The sequence below is a fragment of the Paraburkholderia sp. J94 genome, from assembly GCF_905220285.1.
Classification (GTDB): Bacteria; Pseudomonadota; Gammaproteobacteria; order Burkholderiales; family Burkholderiaceae; genus Paraburkholderia; species Paraburkholderia tropica_A.
Genome location: NZ_CAJMZH010000007.1, coordinates 23,089 through 42,209, shown reverse-complemented (window position 1 = coordinate 42,209; position 19,121 = coordinate 23,089). Strand labels below are relative to the sequence as shown.

The window sequence follows — 19,121 nt, the reverse complement described above, 5'->3', positions numbered from 1 at the left end:
TGAATCCCACGGATGAAACCCACCAATAGCCTGCGCGTGCGCCTGCTGCTCTGGCTCGTGCTGCCGATGACGGTGTTCATCGCGGCGGCGGGCCTGATCACGCACGGCAATGCGTGGCGCACCGCGAACCTGTTGCAGGACGACGCGCTGCTCTCGGCGGCGCGCGTGATGGCGGGCGACATCGGCTGGGAAGGCAACACGCTGTCCGCGTCGATTTCGCCGAGCGCCATCGAGATCCTGCGCACGGCGAGCCGCGATCAGGTGTTCTTCCGCGTGCAGGAAATCGGCGGGCCGATCATCGCGGGCACCTCCGATTTTCCGCAGCGCGTGCCCGACGTCTCGCCGCAGTGGTACGACGCGAAAGTGGACGGCCTGCCGATCCGCGCGGTCTCGCTGATCCGGCCGATGTACGACGCGGGCGTGACGCGCCGCGTGGTGGTTTCCGCGGGCCGCACGCTCAACGAGCGCGACGCGCTGGCGCTCGCGCTCTGGCGCCCGCAGATGTTCTATTTCGCCGCCATCGTCGCGGCGGCGATCGTGCTCGTGAGCGCCGCGCTCACGCTCGAACTGCGTCCGCTCACGCGGCTCGCGCGCGGGCTGCCCGAGCGCGTGCGCACGTCGTCGGTGCGTATCGACACCGAGCCGCTGCGCACCGAACTGCGCCCCATCGTGAGCGCGTTCAACGAATGTCTCGACATCATCGAGCGCAAGACGGCGATGCAGCGACGCTTTATCGCCGACGCCGCGCATCAGTTGCGCACGCCGCTCACGCTGCTCGGCACGCAGTTGCAGTACGCGCGCCGCCAGCAGGACCCCGAGCGTTTGCACGAAACGCTCACGGCGATGCATCAGAGCAATCGCTCGCTTGTGGGTCTCACGAATCAGTTGCTGACGCTCGCGCAGGCCGAAGCCGCCGATTACACGCAGTTCGAAGGCGCGCGCGTGGACATGCGCGCGGTGGCGACGGGCGTGATCGAACAGCTTGCGCTGCTCGCGCAGCGGCGGCGCGTCGAACTCGTCGCCACGCTCGCCGAGCAGGCCGTGGTGATGGGCAACGAGCAGTTGCTCTCGGTGCTGGTGTTCAATCTCGTCGACAACGCCATCCGCTATTCGTCCGAAGGCGGCACGGTGGCGGTGACGCTGGTGGGCGCATCGGCCTCCGTGACGCTCTCGGTCGCCGACGAAGGCGCGGGCATTCCCGACGAACTGCGCGACAAGGTGTTCGAGCCGTTCTTCCGCGCCTCGACGCAGCCGGGCAGCGGGCTCGGCCTCGCCATCGTGCGCGAGATCGCGCGCGCGCATCGCGCGGAGATCCGGCTGGAGCGCGGTGTCGAAGGGCGCGGGACGGCGGCGGTGGTGCAGTTTCCGGTGGGGTGAGGCGGTGGGGGCGTGATAACGCCCGGCACGAGCGCCCGTGGCGCTGACGTTATCGGCGAAATTCGGCGAAATTCGACCGGTCGTTCTTTTTTACGCCGATTCTGCTATCGTGCACGAACCGTCCGGCCGGCCGCGACGGTTTCCCGCGTCATCAAAACGCCATCGCGCCTTCGTCAGACTGCTTCCCGTCGCCCCGACGCGCGTGGACCCTTCGAGGACCTCATGAGCGCAGACTTCCAGCATCGTTACGCGTACACCAACGGCATCCGCATGCACTACGTCGAGCACGGCGAAGGGCCGCTCGTGCTGCTCTGTCATGGCTGGCCCGAGTCCTGGTACGCGTGGCGGCATCAGATCGAGGCGCTTGCGGCGGCGGGCTTTCGCGTCGTCGCCCCCGATCAGCGCGGATACGGCGACACCGAGGTGCCGCTCGACACCGCCGCCTACGACATCCTCAATCTGACCGGCGATCTCGTCGGGCTCGTCAACGCGCTGGGCGAGCGCCAGGCGGCGATCGTCGGGCACGACTGGGGCTCGATTGTCGCGGCCCACGCGGCGCTGCTGCGTCCCGATCTGTTCCGTGCGCTCGCGCTTTGCAGCGTGCCGTATCTGCCGCGCTCGCGCGTGCGCCCGGCCCTGCACTTCGCGAGCAACACGCAGGAACATCACTTCTATCAGGACTATTTCCAGACGCCCGGACGCGTCGAGCGTGAACTGGAAGAGAACGTGCGGCGCGCGCTGCTCGGCGTCTACTACACGGCGGGCGGCGAGAGCCGGCGTCATCCCGAGCACGCGCGCGTCGGCTTCATGGCGTTCCCGAAAAACGCGCGCTTCGTCGACAGCCTCGCCTATCCCGACACGCTGCCGCCCTGGCTCAGCGACGCCGATCTCGACGTGTTCGCCGCGCAGTACCACAAGAGTGGCTTTCGCGGCACCGTCGACTGGTATCGCAATCTCGACCGCAACTGGGCGCTCACGCCCTTCCTCGACGGCGCGCGCATCGTGCAGCCCACGCTGTTCGTCGCGGGCGAGCAGGACGGCGTGATCCGCATGACCGCGAAGGCCTACGACGCGCTCGAAACCAACGTGCCGCGCCTCGCGCGCAAGGTGCTGCTGCCCGACGCGGGCCACTGGATCCAGCAGGAGCGGCCCGCCGAGGTCAACGCGCTGCTGATCGATTTCCTGCGCGGCGAGGCTGTGCAGCGCGAGTTCGCCTGAACCGCACCTTAATCGCGTCTCAATCGCGCCTCAATCGCGCCTGAACCTTGCGCTAGCCACCGGCTAGCAGAAAAAACCCGCCTGAAACCCGCCGTCGCGTCCGCCCCACGCGACGGCGTTTATGCGTTGCGCAAATCGCCCTGTCTTGTTATAAATGAAAATAATTCTTATTTAGCAATGTGACCGGGCCGATCCATCGGCTGATGCGCCGGCCTGCCGCGCGGGGTGAAAAAGGGGAAGTTCGATGTCCGCCGTCCAACTCGACGTGCAGCGGGAGGTGCACGCGCTCTACCGTGATCATCACGGCTGGCTGCATGGCTGGCTGCGCCGCAAGCTCGGCAACGCCTTCGAGGCGGCGGACCTCGCGCACGACACGTTCTTGCGCATCCTCGGCGCGCACGAGCGGCTGGGCGCGCTCGAACTGCGCGAGCCGCGCGCCTACCTCACCACGGTCGCGCGCCGCGTGCTGCTCAATCACTATCGGCGGCTGTCGCTCGAACAGGCGTTTCTCGACGCCCTCGCCTGCCTGCCGGAACCGCAGGCGCCCTCGCCCGAGGAGCGCTATCTGATCCTCGAAACGCTGCATGAAGTCGATGCGATGCTCGACGGCCTCGCGCCGCGCGCACGCACGGCCTTTCTGCTCGCGCAACTCGAAGGGCTGACCTACGCGGAAATCGCCGAGCAGCTCGATATCAACGTGCGCACCGTGAAGCGCTATATGGCGAGCGCCTTCGAAGCCTGCTTGCTGATGACGCTGTGAAGCCGCCCTACGTGAGCCGATCCGACGCGAGCAACGACAGCGCCGCGTTCGCCGATGCCGCCACGCACGCCCAGCACGACGACGACGACGCGCGCCCGCTCGATCGCGCCGTCGCGCGCGAGGCCGCGCAATGGCTCGTGCGGCTCGCCGACAACCCGACGCCCGACGACCTCGCCGCCTGCTCGCGCTGGCGCGCCGCCGATCCCGAACACGCGCGCGCGTGGCGCCGCGCCGAACGGCTGAACGCGAAATTGCGCGCCATGCCCGCGAATCTCGCGATGCCCGCGCTCGCGCGCGCCGGGCGCCGCGAAGGCGGCGAGCGTGGCGCAAGCGTCACGAACACAACAAGCAGCACGCGCCGCTCGGCGCTCAAGGCGCTGACCGTGCTGCTGGCTGCGGGGCCGAGCGCGTATCTGGCCTGGCGCGCGACGCCGTGGCGCGTCTGGACCGCCGACGCGCGCACGGCCACCGGCGAGCGCCGCACCCTCGTGCTCGACGACGGCACGCGCGTCGAACTGAACACGGCCACCGCGCTCGACGTGGCCTTCGATGCGCACGAGCGTCGCGTGCGGCTCGACGCGGGCGAGATCTTCGTCGAGACCGCACCGGACCGCGCGCCCGACCGCGCCGACACGCCGGCCAACCCCGGACGCCCGTTCATCGTGCAGACCGCGGACGGCCGCATCCGCGCGCTCGGCACGCGTTTCGTGGTGCGTCAGCTCGGCGACGGCCTCGGCAACGGCGACGACAACGACGCGGGCACCCACGTCGCCGTGCTGCATGGCGCGGTCGAAATCATGCCCGCCGACGCGCCGCATCTCACGCGCGTGGTCAACGCGGGCGAGCAGACGCGCTTCACGGCGCGCTCCATCGACGCGCTCACGCCTGCCGATCCGCACGCCGCCGACTGGACCCAGGGCGTGCTGTTCGCCGATCACGTGCGGCTCGCCGACTTCCTCGCCGAGATCGGCCGCTACCGCAGCGGCCTGCTGCGCTGCGACCCGGCGGTGGCGGACCTGCGCATCTCGGGCGCGTTCCAGCTCGCCGACACCGACAGCCTGCTCACCGCGCTGCCCACCACGCTGCCCGTGCAGGTGGTCTGGCGCACGCGTTACTGGGTGACGGTGGCCGCCGCGCCCGCTGCACCGGCCGTGGTCGACAACACCGCGCGCCGCGAATCGACCTGAAGTCCAACCCCGGCTCAACCGAAGCGAACTGACGACGACGCGCCTCGCGCGCGCCGGTCCTTTACGCCGGTCCTTGGCACCGATTCGTTCGCACCTCGCTCGCGCGCGCCCACGTCATCGAAAAAAAATCGCCGCGCGCGTGTCCCTGCGTGTCCCCTTTTCCGCGTTCGCGTGTCAAGCACGTATCGACTCACCCAATTCACTCGATCGATCAGGAGTTTTCATGTCCGAACGCCGGCCCCGCCGCGCCTCCCGGGCCGTTGCGCGCCACGCCGCCCGCCGCCGCCTCCACACGCTCGCCTTGCGCGCGATTCCGCTCGGCCTCGTGCTCGGCGGCCTGGCCGCTGCGCCCGCCGCGCATGCTGCCGGTCCTGCAGCCGGACCCGCAGCCGCCTCTGTCGCTGGCTCGACGACCGCCGCCAGCACGGCGGCCGATGCCGCGAAGGCCTACGACATCCCCGCCGGTCCGCTCGGCACCGCGCTCTCGAATTTCGCCGTGCAGGCGGGCGTGAGCGTGCAGCTCGATCCGCATCTCGTCGACGGGCTCGACACGCGCGGTCTGCGCGGCAACTACACGGTGCACGGCGGCTTCAGCGCGCTGCTCGCGGGCTCGAAGCTGGAAATCGCGCAGAGCGCGTCGGGCGTCTGGTTCGTGCGCGCGCGCAGCGCCCAGTCCGCCGCCAACGACGACGCCAGCACGCTGCCCGCCGTCACGGTCGCGGGCCAGGCCGACACCGGCTACGGTCCGACCGAAGGCCTCGTCGCGAAGTGGAGTTCGACGGCCACCAAGACGGGCACGCCGATCCTCGAAACGCCGCAATCGATCTCGGTCGTCACGCGCGACCAGATGAATCAGCAAAACGCGCAGACGCTCAACGCCGCCGTACGCTACGAAGCGGGCGTGACGCCCGAAACGCGCGGCAGCGTGGCCACGCGCTACGACATGCTGAACGTGCGCGGCTTCAGCGCCGACACCTACTGGAACGGCCTCAAGCAGATCAGCAACGGCATGTACTCGACGCCGCAGGTCGATCCGTATCTGATGGACCGCATCGAAGTGCTGCGCGGGCCGACCTCGGTGCTCTACGGCCAGGCGCAGGCGGGCGGCCTGCTCAATCAGGAAAGCAAGCTGCCGACGGTCACGCCCACGCACGAACTGGGCGTGGAGTTCGGCAACTATCGCCATCAGCAATTGACGGCCGACTTCTCCGGCCCGATCGCGGGCGACCAGCACTACCTCTATCGCTTCACGGGCATCGCGCGCCAGGAAGACGGCCAGGTGCAGAGCACGCGCAACGAGCGCATCGCCGTCTCGCCCTCGTTCACGTGGCGCCCCGACGAGAAGACCTCGCTCACGGTCTACGCGCTCTATCAGCGTGACCCGGCCAGCACGTCGTATGGCAGCGTGCCGTCGGTGGGCACGGCGATCTACGATCCGCTCGGCACCATCGCGCGCGACTTCTACGACGGCGAGGAATCGTTCGAACGCTTCAGCCGCACGCAGGAAGCCGTGGGCCTGAAGTTCGAGCATCGCCTCAACGACACCTGGCAGGTGCGCTCGAACGCGCGCTACTACCACATCAGCCAGGACTACCAGAGCGTCTACGGCAGCGGTCTCGAAGACGACGGCCACACGCTCGACCGCGCGTCGATCGCCTCGTTTGAGCAGCTGAATTCGTTCGCCATCGACAACCAGCTCGAAGGCAGCTTCTCGACCGGTCCCGTCGATCACACCGTGCTCGCGGGCTTCGACTATCAGCACTTCGGCACCAACTACGCGACGGGCTACGGCAGCGCGCCGTCGATCGACGTGTTCGATCCCGTCTACGGCGCGACCATCGACATGCCCGCGCTCACCAAGACGCACGCCACGAGCAATCAGTACGGCATCTACGCGCAGGACCAGCTGCGCTACCAGAAGGTGCTGATGACGCTCGGCGTGCGTCAGGACTGGGCCAACACCACCACGCGCGACGTCACCGACAACGGCACGCCGCAATGGCAGAACGATCACGCGTTCACGTGGCGCGGCGGCCTCACGTATCTGTTCGACAACGGCGTGGCGCCCTACTTCAGCTACACGGAATCGTTCGCGCCGCAGTCGGGCACCGACATCAACGGCAAGGCCTTCGATCCCGAGCGCGGCCGCCAGTACGAACTCGGTATCAAGTTCCAGCCGAAGCGCTACAACGCGCTCTTTACCGCGGCGATCTTCGATCTCACGCGCAAGAACCTGCTGACCACCGACGCGGCCAATCCGAACTACCAGTCGGAAGCGGGCGAGGCGCGGTCGCGCGGCGTGGAACTCGAGGCGAAGGTGAGCCTGACGAAGTCGCTCGACGTGTCGGCGAGCTATACGTACCTGAACACGGTCTACACGAAGGACAACAGCGGGCTGCAAGGCAAGCACCTTGCCGCGATTCCGTCGAACCAGGCCTCGCTGTGGGCGTATTACACGATTCACGGCGGCCCGCTCGCGGGTCTTTCGTTCGGCGGCGGCGGCCGTTACACGGGCGCGACCTATAGCACCGACAACAGCTTCGAAGTCCGAAGCTTCTTCCTCGTCGATGCCGCGCTGCGCTACGACCTCGGTTACGCGATTCCGCGCATGAAGGGCGCGGAGCTTTATATCAACGCGCAGAACCTGCTGAACAAGACCTATGTGGCCTCGTGCTACTACGGCAACTGGTGCGCGTATGGTTACGGCCGCCAGGTGTTCGCGGGGATGAACTACCGCTGGTAATCGCTCCGGCCGATCGGGCGGGCGCGCTCAACCGGCTTGCGCGAGCAGGCTGGGCGCGCCCGCGTGGCGATGCAGCCAGCGAATCATGTCCGAGTGCCTGACGACGCCGACGAGCCGCCGCGCGTCGTCGAGCACGGGGACTTCGTAGTACGCGTGATCGGCGAAAATCGGCACGAGGCTCGCGAGCGGCGCGCCGCGATGCACCGCATGCACGCCGGCCGCCATGACGGCCTCGACCGTCTCTTCCATCTCGTGCGTGCGGCGGCGCAGCACGCGCCATAGCGCGCGCAACCGCCGCATTCCTCCCTCAGGCCGCCGCGCCGCCAGCTCCCGATGCGTCACCACGCCGACCACGCGATGCGCGTCGTCGACCACGGGCAGCGCATGCGCGCCGTGCCGGTGCAGACGCTCCCACGCTGCGTGCCGCGCCATCGTCAACGGCACCGCGTGATCGGCGGCCGTCATCAGGTCTTCGCAGGTGAGTTCGTCGAAGGTCCTGGCGTGTGAAGTCGCGGCCTGCCTTGCCGCTTGTTGTGCGGCTTGCTGTGCGGCTTGCTGAGCCGCCGCGAGCGCAGCCGCCACATCGCGCGGATAGCGATGGCCCGTGAGCGCATGAAAGAGCAGCGCCGCACCGAGCAAGGCCATCGACTGGAACGCGATGGGCGCCGCGACGAAGCCGAAGCCCAGCGCATGCACCGGCGGGCCGCCGAGCACGGCGGTCAGCGCGACCGCGCCCGAAGGCGGATGCACGCAGCGGCACACGAACATCGCGCAGATCGCGAGGCCCACCGCGACCGCCGCGGCCACGACCGGCGCGCCGATCCAGCGCGCGCACGCCACGCCCACGAGCGCCGAGACGAAGTTGCCGCCGAGGATCGACCACGGCTGCGCAAGCGGGCTCTCCGACGCGCCGAACAGCAGCACCGCCGAGGCGCCCATCGGCGCGACGAGCATCGGAATGTCGCCCGCGCCGCCGAACACCAGATGGGTGGCGACGCCCGTGAACGCTATGCCCAGCAACGCGCCCGCCGCGCGCCGCGCCCCTTCGCGCCACGACGGCGCGGCGGGATGCGGCTTGAAGCGCTTGAGCCAGGCGAGGAGCGCGGTGCGAATCATGCGGAGTCCGGTGAGAGGCGCGGTGAAGAAGGCGTGAAGCCAGCCTACCCGCTCGCCTGACATACCGATAATTGATCTTTCTGAGCGTATATATAATTCATCGTTAATGCATGTTTTGTCGCGGACGATGCATCGTGCGACGAATCACGCCACGGCGTGCGCGGCGATCCGCGCTTTTTACGTGCGTGCAATTTGATTCGGATACCAAACTATATGGCAGCGCAACAGGCTACGTGGTGTACGTCGACGTGACCGGTTTGCTGATGCGATTCCGGCGCGGCAGCGGCTCGAAGAAAGTGCGTTAAAACACGCCACACTGACACGCGTTAGGAAACATCGCACGCATTATGAAAATTCTGATGAAGAATGTTAGCCTTGGCGAGCCATGTCTGGCCCGCATTCGCAGCATCCGCTTCACACCGCGTCGTGCGTATTCAGCGCGCATGACCCGCATCATCGAATAGAGGAAAAACAACAGGAGATCGACGGTGACGATCACGGTGCAAACGAAGGTGCAACGGAAGGTGCAAAGGAAAGCGCAACACACGGCGCGCGGCGCCATGCGCAAAGTCAAACACACAGCCTGCCAGGCCGCGCTCGCCGCACTCGGACTGGCCGGCGCCACGACCGGCCACGCCACGGAAAGCGCGCTCGGGCGTCCGGTGGCGGGCAGCAGCGTGCTGACCGGCGTGGCCGAAGTGCCGCCCGCCGGCATCTACGTCGTGAATCTCGAAGACCTCTATCTCGACGGTTCGATTTCCGGTTCGCGCACGGTGCCGATCAACGGCAAAGCCTCGCTCGGCATCGACGCCAAGATCAACTTCACGCTCGCATCCATCCTGCGCGGCTGGGGCAGCATCGGCGGCTGGAGTTTCGCCTCGGGCATCACCGTGCCCTATGTCTGGACCGAAGTGACCGGCACGGCGGGCGTCGGCCGCTTCACGAGTTCGACCACGCAAAGCGCCTCGAACTTCTACGACCTCTACTTCACGCCCATCGAAGCCGGTTACAGCTTCTCGGCGAACTCGCATATCGCGCTGAGTTTCAACTTCTGGGCGCCCACGGGCGGCTACAACCCCAACGCGCTCGCCAACACGAGCCTGAACAACTGGACCTTCGTGCCGCAAGTCGCGTGGACGCAGCTCGTGCCCGAGTACGGTCTGGAGTTCGACGTGGTCGCGGGCTTGCAGTTCTACACGCGCAATCACGATACCGATTACCAGAACGGCGCGCTGTTCACGCTCGACGCGCTCGCGCTCAAGCGCTTCGCGAACGGCGTGGGCGTGGGTCTCGTGATGGGCACGGTCCAGCAGCTCGCCGACGACACCGGCCCGCTCGCCGATCGTCTCAACGGTTTTCGCGGCCACGATTTCGCGCTCGGTCCGATCATCACCTACGACACCAAGATCGGCGGCAAGGCGCCGTTTTCCGCGAGCCTGCGCTGGGTGCCGAGCATCGCGAGCACCAATCGTCTGAAGAGTACGTCGACGGTGATGGCCACGGCCACGCTCGCGTTCTGACGGCTTTCGTCGAGCATCCAAAAAACGCTCCGTCCCGCGCACGCGCGCGCATCAGCCGCGTAAATCGGTAAATGACACGGCTGTCATGAAACGCCGCGTGCGCACCCGCCATAAGCGCAGCACGCCCTCCCGTCACGACGTTCACGCACGCCGGCCACGCCTGCGCAACTTAATGCTTTCTAAATTAGTTTTCATGTTTGGTGCGCGGCAACTTAAAACACCGCAACCGGGCCGGAACCGATAATCCTCTCCAGATTCAGGACTGAGAGGAATGCACCATGCAAAAGCCGATGTCGGTCGAACTCGTGAACGAATATGGCGAACAGGCGCTGTGCGTAAAGGTCGATGACCGCGCCGCGCTGCTCGACGCCGCCGAAGTCGATGGCCTCATCGAGGAGCTCGGCAAGCTGCGCGCCTCGATGCGCCCCGCCGTGCCCGATCAGCCATTGCGCTCGCATCAATATGTGATCGAAATCGATCCGTGCTGGTACACGGAGCGCAATCCGCTGTTCGACGGCGCGGTGCTGTTCCTGCGCCATACCGGCCTCGGCTGGGCGGGTTTCGCGATTCCCACCGAAAGCATGCACCGGCTCAAGGACGCGCTGAACGCGCACGAAGCCGCCGCGCAGCGCGAGTCGCCCATGCCCATGCACGCGCTGCCGAACTGAGCGCACTGCGCTGCGCGTCGCCGCAGCTCGCAGTACTCCGCATCATCCCGTGAATCCGGGCCGCGCGTCGCGGACCCGGCGAGCGCGTTCGCCTGCGCGGCGCCGGCTCGTCCCTGTATTTCGGGGCTTGTTTTACGGGCCCATTCGCGCAGCCCCGTTTTGAGCCTTTACCGGCACGGACTCGTCACATGAACCAGCTACAAGCCATGCGCGTGTTCACGCGCGTCGTCGATCTGAGCAGCTTCAGCCTCGCCGGCAAGCAGCTCGGCATGTCTGCCGCAGCCGTCACGCGCAGCGTCGGCATGCTCGAAGCGCATCTGAACATGCGCCTGTTGAACCGCTCCACGCGCAGTCTCTCGCTGACCGAAGCGGGCCGTCTTTATCTCGACGGCTGCCGCGCGGTGATCGACAAACTCGACGAAGTCGAGTCGGAACTCGTGCGCGCCACACGCGATCCGAGCGGCGTGCTGCGCATCGCCGCGCCTTCGGTGTTTGCGAGCGGCGCGCTGACCGCGCTGCTGAGCGCGTATCGCGACGTGAACCCGCGCGTCGATTTCGACGTGACCGCCTACGACACGCATATCGACATGATCGAAGGCGGCTTCGACGTCTGCTTCGCGACCGACCGCCAGCAGGTGAACGCGTCGCTCGTGAGCCGCAAGATCACCTCCGTGAAGGAAATCGTGGTGGCCACGCCGAGTTATCTGTCGCGCCGCGGCATGCCGCGCACGCCGGCCGATCTCTCGCAGCACGATCTGCTCGCGGTCTCCGACGCGCCGCGCTCCTGGGAATTCGCCAACGCCGACGGCGCGCAGCGCGTGAGCGCGAACGGCCCGCTCACGGCGAGCGGCTATGCGACCGTGCGCGCGGCCGTGCTCGCCGACATGGGCGTGGCGCTGCTGCCGCTGCCGCTCGTCGCCGACGACATCGCGCGCGGCGTGCTGCTGCCGGTGCTGAACGCCTTCGACGTGAACGGCGGCATGCAGCACGTCTCGATCGTCTATTCGGGCCGCAATTATCTGACGATGAAAGTGCGCAGCTTCATCGACTTCGCGGTCGAGCAGTTCCGCAGCCATCACAGCCACGCCGGCGCCAGCCTGCATGCCGCCGCCGCCGCCGCCGCGCCGCTCGCCTTGCGCGCCGTGGCCTGACGCGCGGCGCGCGCTCGCGCTGTTTAGCTCGCTATTGCGCTCGTTGTTACGCTTGCTGTTGCGCTGATCCGTGCTGCTTCGCACGCGTGCGCTAGTGCGCGTGCGAGTGGCGCCCGCTTTCGCCCCTGTCCGCTTTCGCACGCCGGCGCCGTGCGCGCGCTCCCATTGCGCGCGGCGCGCGCCCGACTCCGTTTCACCCGTCACGACGCCTGGAAAGCCATGCCCAGAATCCTCACCATCGAAGACGACGCCGCCACCGAAGCGAGCGTCGTCCCCACGCTCGCTTCCACCGGCTTCACCGTCGATATCGCCCGCTCCGGCCGCGAGGGCATCGCGATGGTGATGGCTGGCGACTACGACGTGGTCGCGCTCGAACGGCGCCTGCCCGATCTCGACGGCCTCACCATCGTCACCACCATGCGCGGCGTGGGCATCGAAACGCCCGTGCTCGTGATGAGCTCCACGACCAGCGTGGAAGAACGCATCCAGGGCCTGCGCGCCGGTTGCGACGACTATCTCACGCGGCCCTTTTCGATCGACGAAATGTCGGCGCGCGTGGAAGCGCTCGTGCGCCGCCGCACGCGTCCCGCGACCACCGAAACCGTGCTGCGCGTGGGGCCGCTCGAACTCGATCTCGTCAAGCGCAAGCTCACCTGCCGCGACAAGGTCCTGCGACTGCGCCCAACCGAACTGCGCGTGCTCGAATTCATGATGCGCCACGCGGGCCAGGTGCTCACGCGCACGATGATCTTCGAAGGCGTGTGGGGGGGCCGCTTCGATCCGGGCACCAATCTCGTCGACGTGCACGTCGGCCGTCTGCGCAATCGCGTGGATATGCCCGGCGAGCCCTCGCTCATCCGCACGATCCGCGGCTCGGGTTATCTGCTCGGTTGACGTTTTCGATCGCATAGCACACGTCTATTTTCCTTTTAGCGTTTCGTAGTCCTTTTTTTTAAAAAAAGCCGCCGATAACTAAAACTTGTTTCATTTGTCTGGTTGCAGGACGTTACAACCCGCCCGCCACAATACCGGCGTCGGACTCCTCCGTGGAGGGCAAGCCTTGCCCGCTTTGGCCACGAAGGATCCGGCGCCGATGTTCTGAACGGAGCCCCTTCTGATGCTGAAAATCGTCCGGCTGGCCTTGAACCGTCCGTACACGTTCATCGTGCTGGCCCTGCTGATCCTGATCGCTGGCCCGCTCGCTGCGTTACGCACGCCAACCGATATCTTTCCTGATATCCGCATTCCCGTGATCAGCGTGGTGTGGAACTACGCCGGTCTGCAACCCGACGACATGTCGGGCCGTATCGTCACTTACTACGAGCGCACGCTCGGCACGACCGTCAACGACGTCGCGCACATCGAATCGCAGTCGTTCCGCGGCTACGGCATCGTGAAGATCTTCTTCCAGCCGACCGTGGACATCCGCACGGCCACCGCGCAGGTGACCTCGGTGTCGCAGACCGTGTTGAAGCAGATGCCGCCCGGCACCACGCCGCCGCAGATTCTGAATTACAACGCGTCCACGGTGCCGGTGCTGCAGCTCGCGCTCACGAGCAACACGCTCAACGAGCAGCAGCTCGGCGACTATGCGACCAACTTCATCCGGCCGCAGTTGCTGTCCGTGCCCGGCGTGGCGATTCCCACGCCGTACGGCGGCAAGACGCGCGAAGTGCAGATCGACCTGAATCCGCAGGCGCTGCAGGCGCGCAAGCTCTCCGCGCAGGACGTGGCGAACGCGCTCGCGCAGCAGAACCAGATCATTCCGGCGGGCACGCAGAAGATCGGCCGCTTCGAATACAACGTGCGCCTGAACAACAGCCCGCTCACGATCGAGGCGATCAACAATCTGCCGATCAAGACCGTGGATGGCGCCGTGATCTATATGCGCGACGTGGCGCACGTGCGCGACGGCTATCCGCCGCAAGGCAATATCGTGCGCGTGGACGGCCATCGCGCGGTGCTGATGTCGATCCTCAAGAACGGTTCGGCTTCGACGCTCGACATCATCGCGGGCGTGAAGGCGAAGCTGCCGCTGATCGAACAGTCGCTGCCGCCGAGCCTCAAGCTCGTGCCGCTGTCCGATCAATCGGTGTTCGTGAAGGGCGCCGTGAGCGGCGTGGCGCGCGAAGGCATCATCGCCGCCGCGCTCACCTCGGCCATGATCCTGCTGTTCCTCGGCAGCTGGCGTTCGACGCTCATCATCGCCGCTTCGATTCCGCTCGCCGTGCTCGCGGCCATCGCGGCGCTCGCGGCCTGCGGCGAAACGCTGAACGTGATGACATTGGGCGGCCTCGCGCTAGCGGTGGGTATTCTCGTCGACGATGCCACCGTGACGATCGAGAACATCAACTGGCACTTAGAGCAAGGCAAGGACGTACGCAGCGCGATTCTCGACGGCGCGGCGCAGATCGTCATGCCCGCGCTCGTTTCGCTGCTGTGTATCTGTATCGTGTTCGTGCCGATGCTGCTGCTCGACGGCATCGCGCGCTACCTGTTCGTGCCGATGGCCGAATCGGTGATCTTCGCGATGATCGCCTCGTTCGTGCTCTCGCGTACCTTCGTGCCGATGATGGCGCGTTACCTGCTCAAGCCGCACGCGTCGCAAGGCCATGCGTCGGGCGAACTCGCCGCCGTGATGGCGCCGCATGGCGCGCACGATCGCGTCGTGCGCTCGCGCAATCCGCTGGTCAATTTCCAGCGCGGTTTCGAGCGCCGCTTCGAACGCGTGCGCGCCGGTTATCGCGGCGTGCTCGGTCTCGCGCTCACGCATCGCAAGCCGTTTATCGTGGGCTTTCTCGCGATCGTGATGCTGTCGTTCGCGCTGGTGCCCTTCCTCGGCCGCAACTTCTTCCCGAACATCGATTCGGGCGAGATCGAAATTCACGTGCGCGCGCCGATCGGCACGCGTGTGGAAGAAACCGCCGACCTGTTCGATCACATCGAAGACACCGTGCGCGAGGCGATTCCCGCCGATCAGCTCACGAGCATCATCGACAACATCGGCCTGCCGAACAGCGGTATCAACCTCACGTATAACAACAGCGGCACGATCGGACCGCAGGACGGCGACATCATGATCTCGCTGTCGAAGGACCACGCGCCCACCGCGCAATACGTGAAGGCGCTGCGTACGCAGTTGCCGCGTCTGTTCCCCGGCACGACGTTCTCGTTCCTGCCCGCCGACATCGTGAGCCAGATCCTGAACTTCGGTGCGCCCGCGCCGATCGACGTGCAGGTCAGCGGCCCGAACATGACGGCCAACAAGCACTATGCGAACGAACTGCTGCGCCGCGTGAGCACGATTCCAGGCATTGCCGATCCGCGTATCCAGCAGGCTTCGACGTATCCGCAGCTCACCGTGGCCGTCGACCGCTCGCGCGCCGACGAACTCGGCATCACCGAGCAGGACGTGACGAACTCGGTGGTCGCGAGCCTTTCGGGCACGAGCCAGGTGTCGCCCACCTACTGGCTCAATCCGAAGAACGGCGTGTCGTATCCGATCGTCGCGCAAACGCCGCAGTACCGCATGACCACGCTCTCGGACCTGCAGAACCTGCCCGTCACCAGCAAGAGCGGCGGCTCGCAGATTCTCGGCGGCCTCGCCACGATCACGCGCGGCACCGCCGACGCCGTGGTCTCGCACTACAACATCGAGCCGCTGTTCGACATCTACGCGACCACGCAGGGCGCCGATCTGGGCGCGGTGTCCGCGCAGATCCAGAAGGAGATCAAGGCCACCGTCAGGGACGTGCCGAAGGGCTCGACCGTGACGATGCGCGGCCAGGTGCAGACCATGAACAGCGCGTTCACGGGCCTGCTGCTCGGTCTCGCGGGCGCGGTGCTGCTGATCTATCTGCTGATCGTCGTGAACTTCCATTCGTGGGCCGACGCGTTCGTGATCGTCTGCGCGCTGCCCGCCGCGCTCGCGGGCATCGTCTGGATGCTGTTCACCACGCACACGCCGCTGTCCGTACCGGCGCTCACGGGCGCGATTCTCTGCATGGGCGTGGCGACCGCGAACGCGATCCTGGTCGTGTCGTTCGCACGCGAACGTCTCGCCATCACGGGCGACGCGATGCGCGCCGCGCTCGAAGCAGGCTTCACGCGCTTCCGCCCGGTGCTCATGACCGCGCTCGCGATGATCATCGGCATGGCGCCGATGGCGCTCGGTCTCGGCGACGGCGGCGAGCAGAACGCGCCGCTCGGCCGCGCCGTGATCGGCGGCCTGATCTGCGCGACCTGCGCGACGCTGCTGTTCGTGCCCGTGGTGTTCAGCCTCGTGCACCGCAACGACAAGCGCGATGACGACACGGAAAACGACATCGCCGACGCATCCCACCATTCGGAACAACTTGCCCTCGAGGGAGAATCCCATGTCCACTGAAGTCGACATCGCCTCGCCGCAACCCATGCGCCATCTGAAAACCGTCGCCGCCGTCGCGCTGATGGTCGCCGCCGGGATCGTCTCCGGCGGTCTGTTCAGCCGCGTGCACGCGCATCAGGAACTTACGTCCTGGACCGACGCGCAGGCCGTGCCCACGGTCGCCACCGTGCTGCCCGAACCGAGCCCCGCCTCGCAGATGCTGGTGCTGCCCGGCCATCTCGCGGCCTACATCAACGCGCCGATCTACGCGCGCGTCTCGGGTTATCTGCATGCGTGGTACGCCGATATCGGCACGCACGTGAAGGCCGGGCAACTGCTCGGCGTGATCGACACGCCCGATCTCGATCAGCAGCTCCAGCAGGCGCGCGCCGATCTGCAGAACTCGATCGCGAACGAAAAGCTCGCGGCCACCACGGCGAAGCGCTGGACCGAAATGCTCAAGCAGGATTCGGTCTCGCAGCAGGAAGCCGATGAAAAGACCTCGGACCTGATCGCCAAGCAGGCGACCGTGGAAGCGAATCAGGCCAACGTGCGCCGTCTCGAAGCGCTCGAATCGTTCAAGCGTTTGACCGCGCCGTTCGACGGCGTGGTCACGGCGCGCAAGACCGACGTGGGCGCGCTGATCGACTCGGGCAGCGGCAGCGGCCCCGAACTTTTCACGGTCTCGGACGCGAGCACGCTGCGCGTCTACGTGAGCGTGCCGCAGAGCGACGCGGCGTCGATCCAGCCCGGCATGCACGCGACGCTCACGGTGCCCGAGCGCCCCGGCATGAAGTTCGACGCCAAGCTCGTCGACACCGACCAGTCGATCTCGCCCGCCTCGGGCACGATGCTCGTGCAGCTCGCCGTCGATAACAAGCAGGGCCTGCTGTTCCCCGGCGAGTACACCGAAGTGCACCTCGCGATGCACGGCGACGCGAACGCGCTGTTCGTGCCCGCGAGCGCGCTGATCTTCCGCGCCCAGGGCATGCAGGTCGCCGTGGCGGGCGCCGATCACAAGGTGCAGCTGCGCGACGTGACCATCGGCACCGACCTCGGCACGCGCGTGCAGATCATCGCCGGTCTCAAGGCGGGCGAGCGCGTGATCGACAATCCGCCCGACTCGCTCGCGAACGGCGACGTCGTGCGCCTCGCGGCCACGGCGGCGACGAATGCGCCGGGTTCGTCTGCGAAGACGGCGGCGAACCCCGCGCCCCAGGCCACGCAGACCGCACAAGCGGCGGAGCCGGCGCATGGTTAAGCCGTCCGGTTTGCACACCAAGGTGCGGCTCGTCGCGCTCGCGGGCGCGATGCTGCTGAACGCGTGCTCGTTCGCGCCCACGTATCACGCGCCCGCCGCCGCGATTCCGACGCACTTCAAGGAAGCGGGCGACTGGCAGACCGCGCAGCCCGCCGACCAGTTGCCGCGCGACTGCTGGTGGAAGGCGTTCAACGATCCGATCCTCGATCAGCTTGAGCCGCAGGTTCAGAAGGCCAATCCGAACATCGCCGCCGCGCTCGCGCGTCACGACGAGGCCGATGCGCTCACGGCGCAGGCGCGCTCGGCGCTGATGCCGACCGTGGGGCTCGGCGCTTCGGTGGAGCGCGACCGGCAGTCGGCGCTGCGTCCGCTGCGCGGCTCGAATCAGCCGAACGTGTACGAGACGAACACGCTCGGCGTGGGGATCGGCTACGACCTCGATCTGTGGGGCAAGGTGCGCAACGAGGTGAAGTCGGGCCAGGCGAGCAGCGAGGCGAGCGAAGCCGATCTCGCGTCGCTGCAACTGAGCCTGCAAGCGAAGCTCGCGACCACGTGGTTCAATCTGCTCGGACTCGATCAGCAGTCCAAACTGCTCGACGACACCATCGCCGCGTATCGTCACGCGTTGCAGCTCACCGAGAGCCGCCATCGCGGCGGCATCGCGTCGGACCTCGACGTGTCGCGCGCGCAGAACCAGCTCGCCGCCGCGCAGGCTTCGTATGACGACGTGAGCGCGCGCCGCGCGCTCTACGAGCACGCGATCGCCACGCTCGTCGGCGTGCCGGCCTCGGAGTTCAACATCGCGCCCGACACGCTGCGCCCTCGCCTGCCGAACCTGCCCGCCGGCCTGCCCTCGGCGCTGCTGCAACGGCGCCCGGACATCGCGGCGGCGGAGCGCCGCGTGGCGGCCGCGAATGCGGAGATCGGCGTGGCCAAGGCCGCGTTCTTCCCCGACATCTCGCTCGATCTGCTCGCGGGCTATCAGAGCGACACGTTCAATCCGTGGCTCTCGGCGCCCAACGAAATGTGGGCGATCGGCCCGTCGCTGATGCAGACGATCTTCGACGGCGGCCGCCGCGAAGCGCTCGTGCGCGGCGCGCGTGCGAAGCTCGCGGAGAACGGCGCGGACTACAAGGCCACGGTGCTCAACGCGTTCCAGCAGGTCGAGGACAATCTCGCGCTGCTGCATCACCTCGGCGACGAGGCGCAGCGCGAGAACGAGGCGCTCGACGCGGCGCAGCGCACGCTCACGCTGTCGATGTCGCGCTATCGTGACGGCGTGGTCAGCTATCTCGACGTGGTGACGGCGCAGACCACCGAACTGTCGACGCAGATCGCCTCGCTCGAACTCGATACGCGGCGTCTCGACGCAACGGTCGGTTTGGTTCAGGCGATCGGCGGCGGGTGGAGCACGAAGCAGCTCGATGGGGATACGGCATCGGCGGCTTCTGCTGCATCGGGGGCATCGGCTGCATCGGCTACGAAGGCCGCATCCGCGCATGCATCGGCATCGGCGAAAACCGAAGCCAGCGCCAACGCGCCCGCCAAGGCGTCGTAACGCGCGCTCATCGGTTCATCGACGAAGCGCCCGAGCGGCGCACGCAGCACGCATCGCGCGTGTCGCGTGCGCCGCTTTTTCGTTGGCCGCCGCGCCGCTTCGGCCGCCGATGTCATCGCGCGGTCATGTAAGGAAGCCATCGTTTCGCCGACACTCCACGAAGCTTGCGACGAAGCGTGCACGATCCGCCGCGCAT

General features: G+C 67.1%; 13 protein-coding genes. 12 read left to right on the top strand and 1 reads right to left on the bottom strand.

Translation table 11 applies throughout. From position 1 onward, the window contains the following. The first annotated feature begins 12 nt into the window (after positions 1-12). From U4Y88_RS16145 to U4Y88_RS16125, 5 genes are all read left to right on the top strand, one after another. Complete coding sequence (locus tag U4Y88_RS16145; RefSeq protein WP_321785002.1) at positions 13-1,377, top strand: sensor histidine kinase; 1,365 nt, start codon at positions 13-15, stop codon at positions 1,375-1,377. Between the two features lie 222 nt (positions 1,378-1,599). After that, positions 1,600-2,595, top strand: a complete 996-nt coding sequence (locus U4Y88_RS16140; RefSeq protein ID WP_321785000.1) for an alpha/beta hydrolase — start codon at positions 1,600-1,602, stop codon at positions 2,593-2,595. Positions 2,596-2,839: 244 nt separating this feature from the next. Further along, positions 2,840-3,355, top strand: coding sequence for a sigma-70 family RNA polymerase sigma factor (locus tag U4Y88_RS16135; RefSeq protein WP_224009040.1), 516 nt, complete (start codon positions 2,840-2,842; stop codon positions 3,353-3,355). 11 nt (positions 3,356-3,366) lie between these two features. Next, complete coding sequence (locus U4Y88_RS16130; protein ID WP_321784998.1) at positions 3,367-4,542, top strand: FecR domain-containing protein; 1,176 nt, start codon at positions 3,367-3,369, stop codon at positions 4,540-4,542. Between the two features lie 223 nt (positions 4,543-4,765). Further along, the gene (locus U4Y88_RS16125; protein ID WP_321784997.1) at positions 4,766-7,285 is read left to right on the top strand and encodes a TonB-dependent siderophore receptor; all 2,520 of its coding nucleotides are present in this window, start codon (positions 4,766-4,768) and stop codon (positions 7,283-7,285) included. 27 nt (positions 7,286-7,312) lie between these two features. On the opposite strand, the gene U4Y88_RS16120 is transcribed toward U4Y88_RS16125, so the two are convergent. After that, positions 7,313-8,401 (bottom strand): HPP family protein, encoded by a 1,089-nt coding sequence (locus tag U4Y88_RS16120; RefSeq protein WP_224009045.1) that lies wholly within the window; start codon positions 8,399-8,401, stop codon positions 7,313-7,315. A gap of 560 nt (positions 8,402-8,961) precedes the next feature. Here U4Y88_RS16120 and U4Y88_RS16115 point away from each other — a divergent pair. From U4Y88_RS16115 to U4Y88_RS16085, 7 genes are all read left to right on the top strand, one after another. Further along, positions 8,962-9,921: a transporter gene (locus tag U4Y88_RS16115; protein ID WP_224013153.1), complete on the top strand. Its 960-nt coding sequence runs from the start codon at positions 8,962-8,964 to the stop codon at positions 9,919-9,921. Positions 9,922-10,199: 278 nt separating this feature from the next. Beyond that, entirely contained in the window at positions 10,200-10,589 is a 390-nt protein-coding gene (locus tag U4Y88_RS16110) for a hypothetical protein (protein WP_224013152.1), read from the top strand. 188 nt (positions 10,590-10,777) lie between these two features. Next, positions 10,778-11,740, top strand: coding sequence for a LysR family transcriptional regulator (locus tag U4Y88_RS16105; RefSeq protein ID WP_321784995.1), 963 nt, complete (start codon positions 10,778-10,780; stop codon positions 11,738-11,740). 219 nt (positions 11,741-11,959) lie between these two features. After that, entirely contained in the window at positions 11,960-12,634 is a 675-nt protein-coding gene (locus tag U4Y88_RS16100; RefSeq protein ID WP_224013150.1) for a response regulator transcription factor, read from the top strand. Between the two features lie 223 nt (positions 12,635-12,857). Next, a complete protein-coding gene (locus U4Y88_RS16095) occupies positions 12,858-16,127 on the top strand; it encodes an efflux RND transporter permease subunit (protein ID WP_321784993.1) in 3,270 nt (1,089 codons plus the stop codon). Then, positions 16,117-17,367 (top strand): efflux RND transporter periplasmic adaptor subunit, encoded by a 1,251-nt coding sequence (locus U4Y88_RS16090; protein ID WP_310630458.1) that lies wholly within the window; start codon positions 16,117-16,119, stop codon positions 17,365-17,367. The genes U4Y88_RS16095 and U4Y88_RS16090 overlap by 11 nt, the downstream gene beginning before the upstream one ends. Further along, positions 17,360-18,925, top strand: coding sequence for an efflux transporter outer membrane subunit (locus U4Y88_RS16085; protein ID WP_321784991.1), 1,566 nt, complete (start codon positions 17,360-17,362; stop codon positions 18,923-18,925). Before U4Y88_RS16090 ends, U4Y88_RS16085 begins: the two co-directional genes overlap by 8 nt. The last annotated feature ends 196 nt before the right edge of the window (positions 18,926-19,121 follow it).

Bases quoted from the DNA above. Each gene is read 5' to 3' on its own strand.
- U4Y88_RS16145 (WP_321785002.1), top strand. From the start codon at position 13: ATGAAACCCACCAATAGCCTGCGCGTGCGCCTGCTGCTCTGGCTCGTG.
- U4Y88_RS16140 (WP_321785000.1), top strand. From the start codon at position 1,600: ATGAGCGCAGACTTCCAGCATCGTTACGCGTACACCAACGGCATCCGC.
- U4Y88_RS16135 (WP_224009040.1), top strand. From the start codon at position 2,840: ATGTCCGCCGTCCAACTCGACGTGCAGCGGGAGGTGCACGCGCTCTAC.
- U4Y88_RS16125 (WP_321784997.1), top strand. From the start codon at position 4,766: ATGTCCGAACGCCGGCCCCGCCGCGCCTCCCGGGCCGTTGCGCGCCAC.
- U4Y88_RS16120 (WP_224009045.1), bottom strand. From the start codon at position 8,401: ATGATTCGCACCGCGCTCCTCGCCTGGCTCAAGCGCTTCAAGCCGCAT.
- U4Y88_RS16115 (WP_224013153.1), top strand. From the start codon at position 8,962: ATGCGCAAAGTCAAACACACAGCCTGCCAGGCCGCGCTCGCCGCACTC.
- U4Y88_RS16110 (WP_224013152.1), top strand. From the start codon at position 10,200: ATGCAAAAGCCGATGTCGGTCGAACTCGTGAACGAATATGGCGAACAG.
- U4Y88_RS16105 (WP_321784995.1), top strand. From the start codon at position 10,778: ATGAACCAGCTACAAGCCATGCGCGTGTTCACGCGCGTCGTCGATCTG.
- U4Y88_RS16100 (WP_224013150.1), top strand. From the start codon at position 11,960: ATGCCCAGAATCCTCACCATCGAAGACGACGCCGCCACCGAAGCGAGC.
- U4Y88_RS16095 (WP_321784993.1), top strand. From the start codon at position 12,858: ATGCTGAAAATCGTCCGGCTGGCCTTGAACCGTCCGTACACGTTCATC.
- U4Y88_RS16090 (WP_310630458.1), top strand. From the start codon at position 16,117: ATGTCCACTGAAGTCGACATCGCCTCGCCGCAACCCATGCGCCATCTG.
- U4Y88_RS16085 (WP_321784991.1), top strand. From the start codon at position 17,360: ATGGTTAAGCCGTCCGGTTTGCACACCAAGGTGCGGCTCGTCGCGCTC.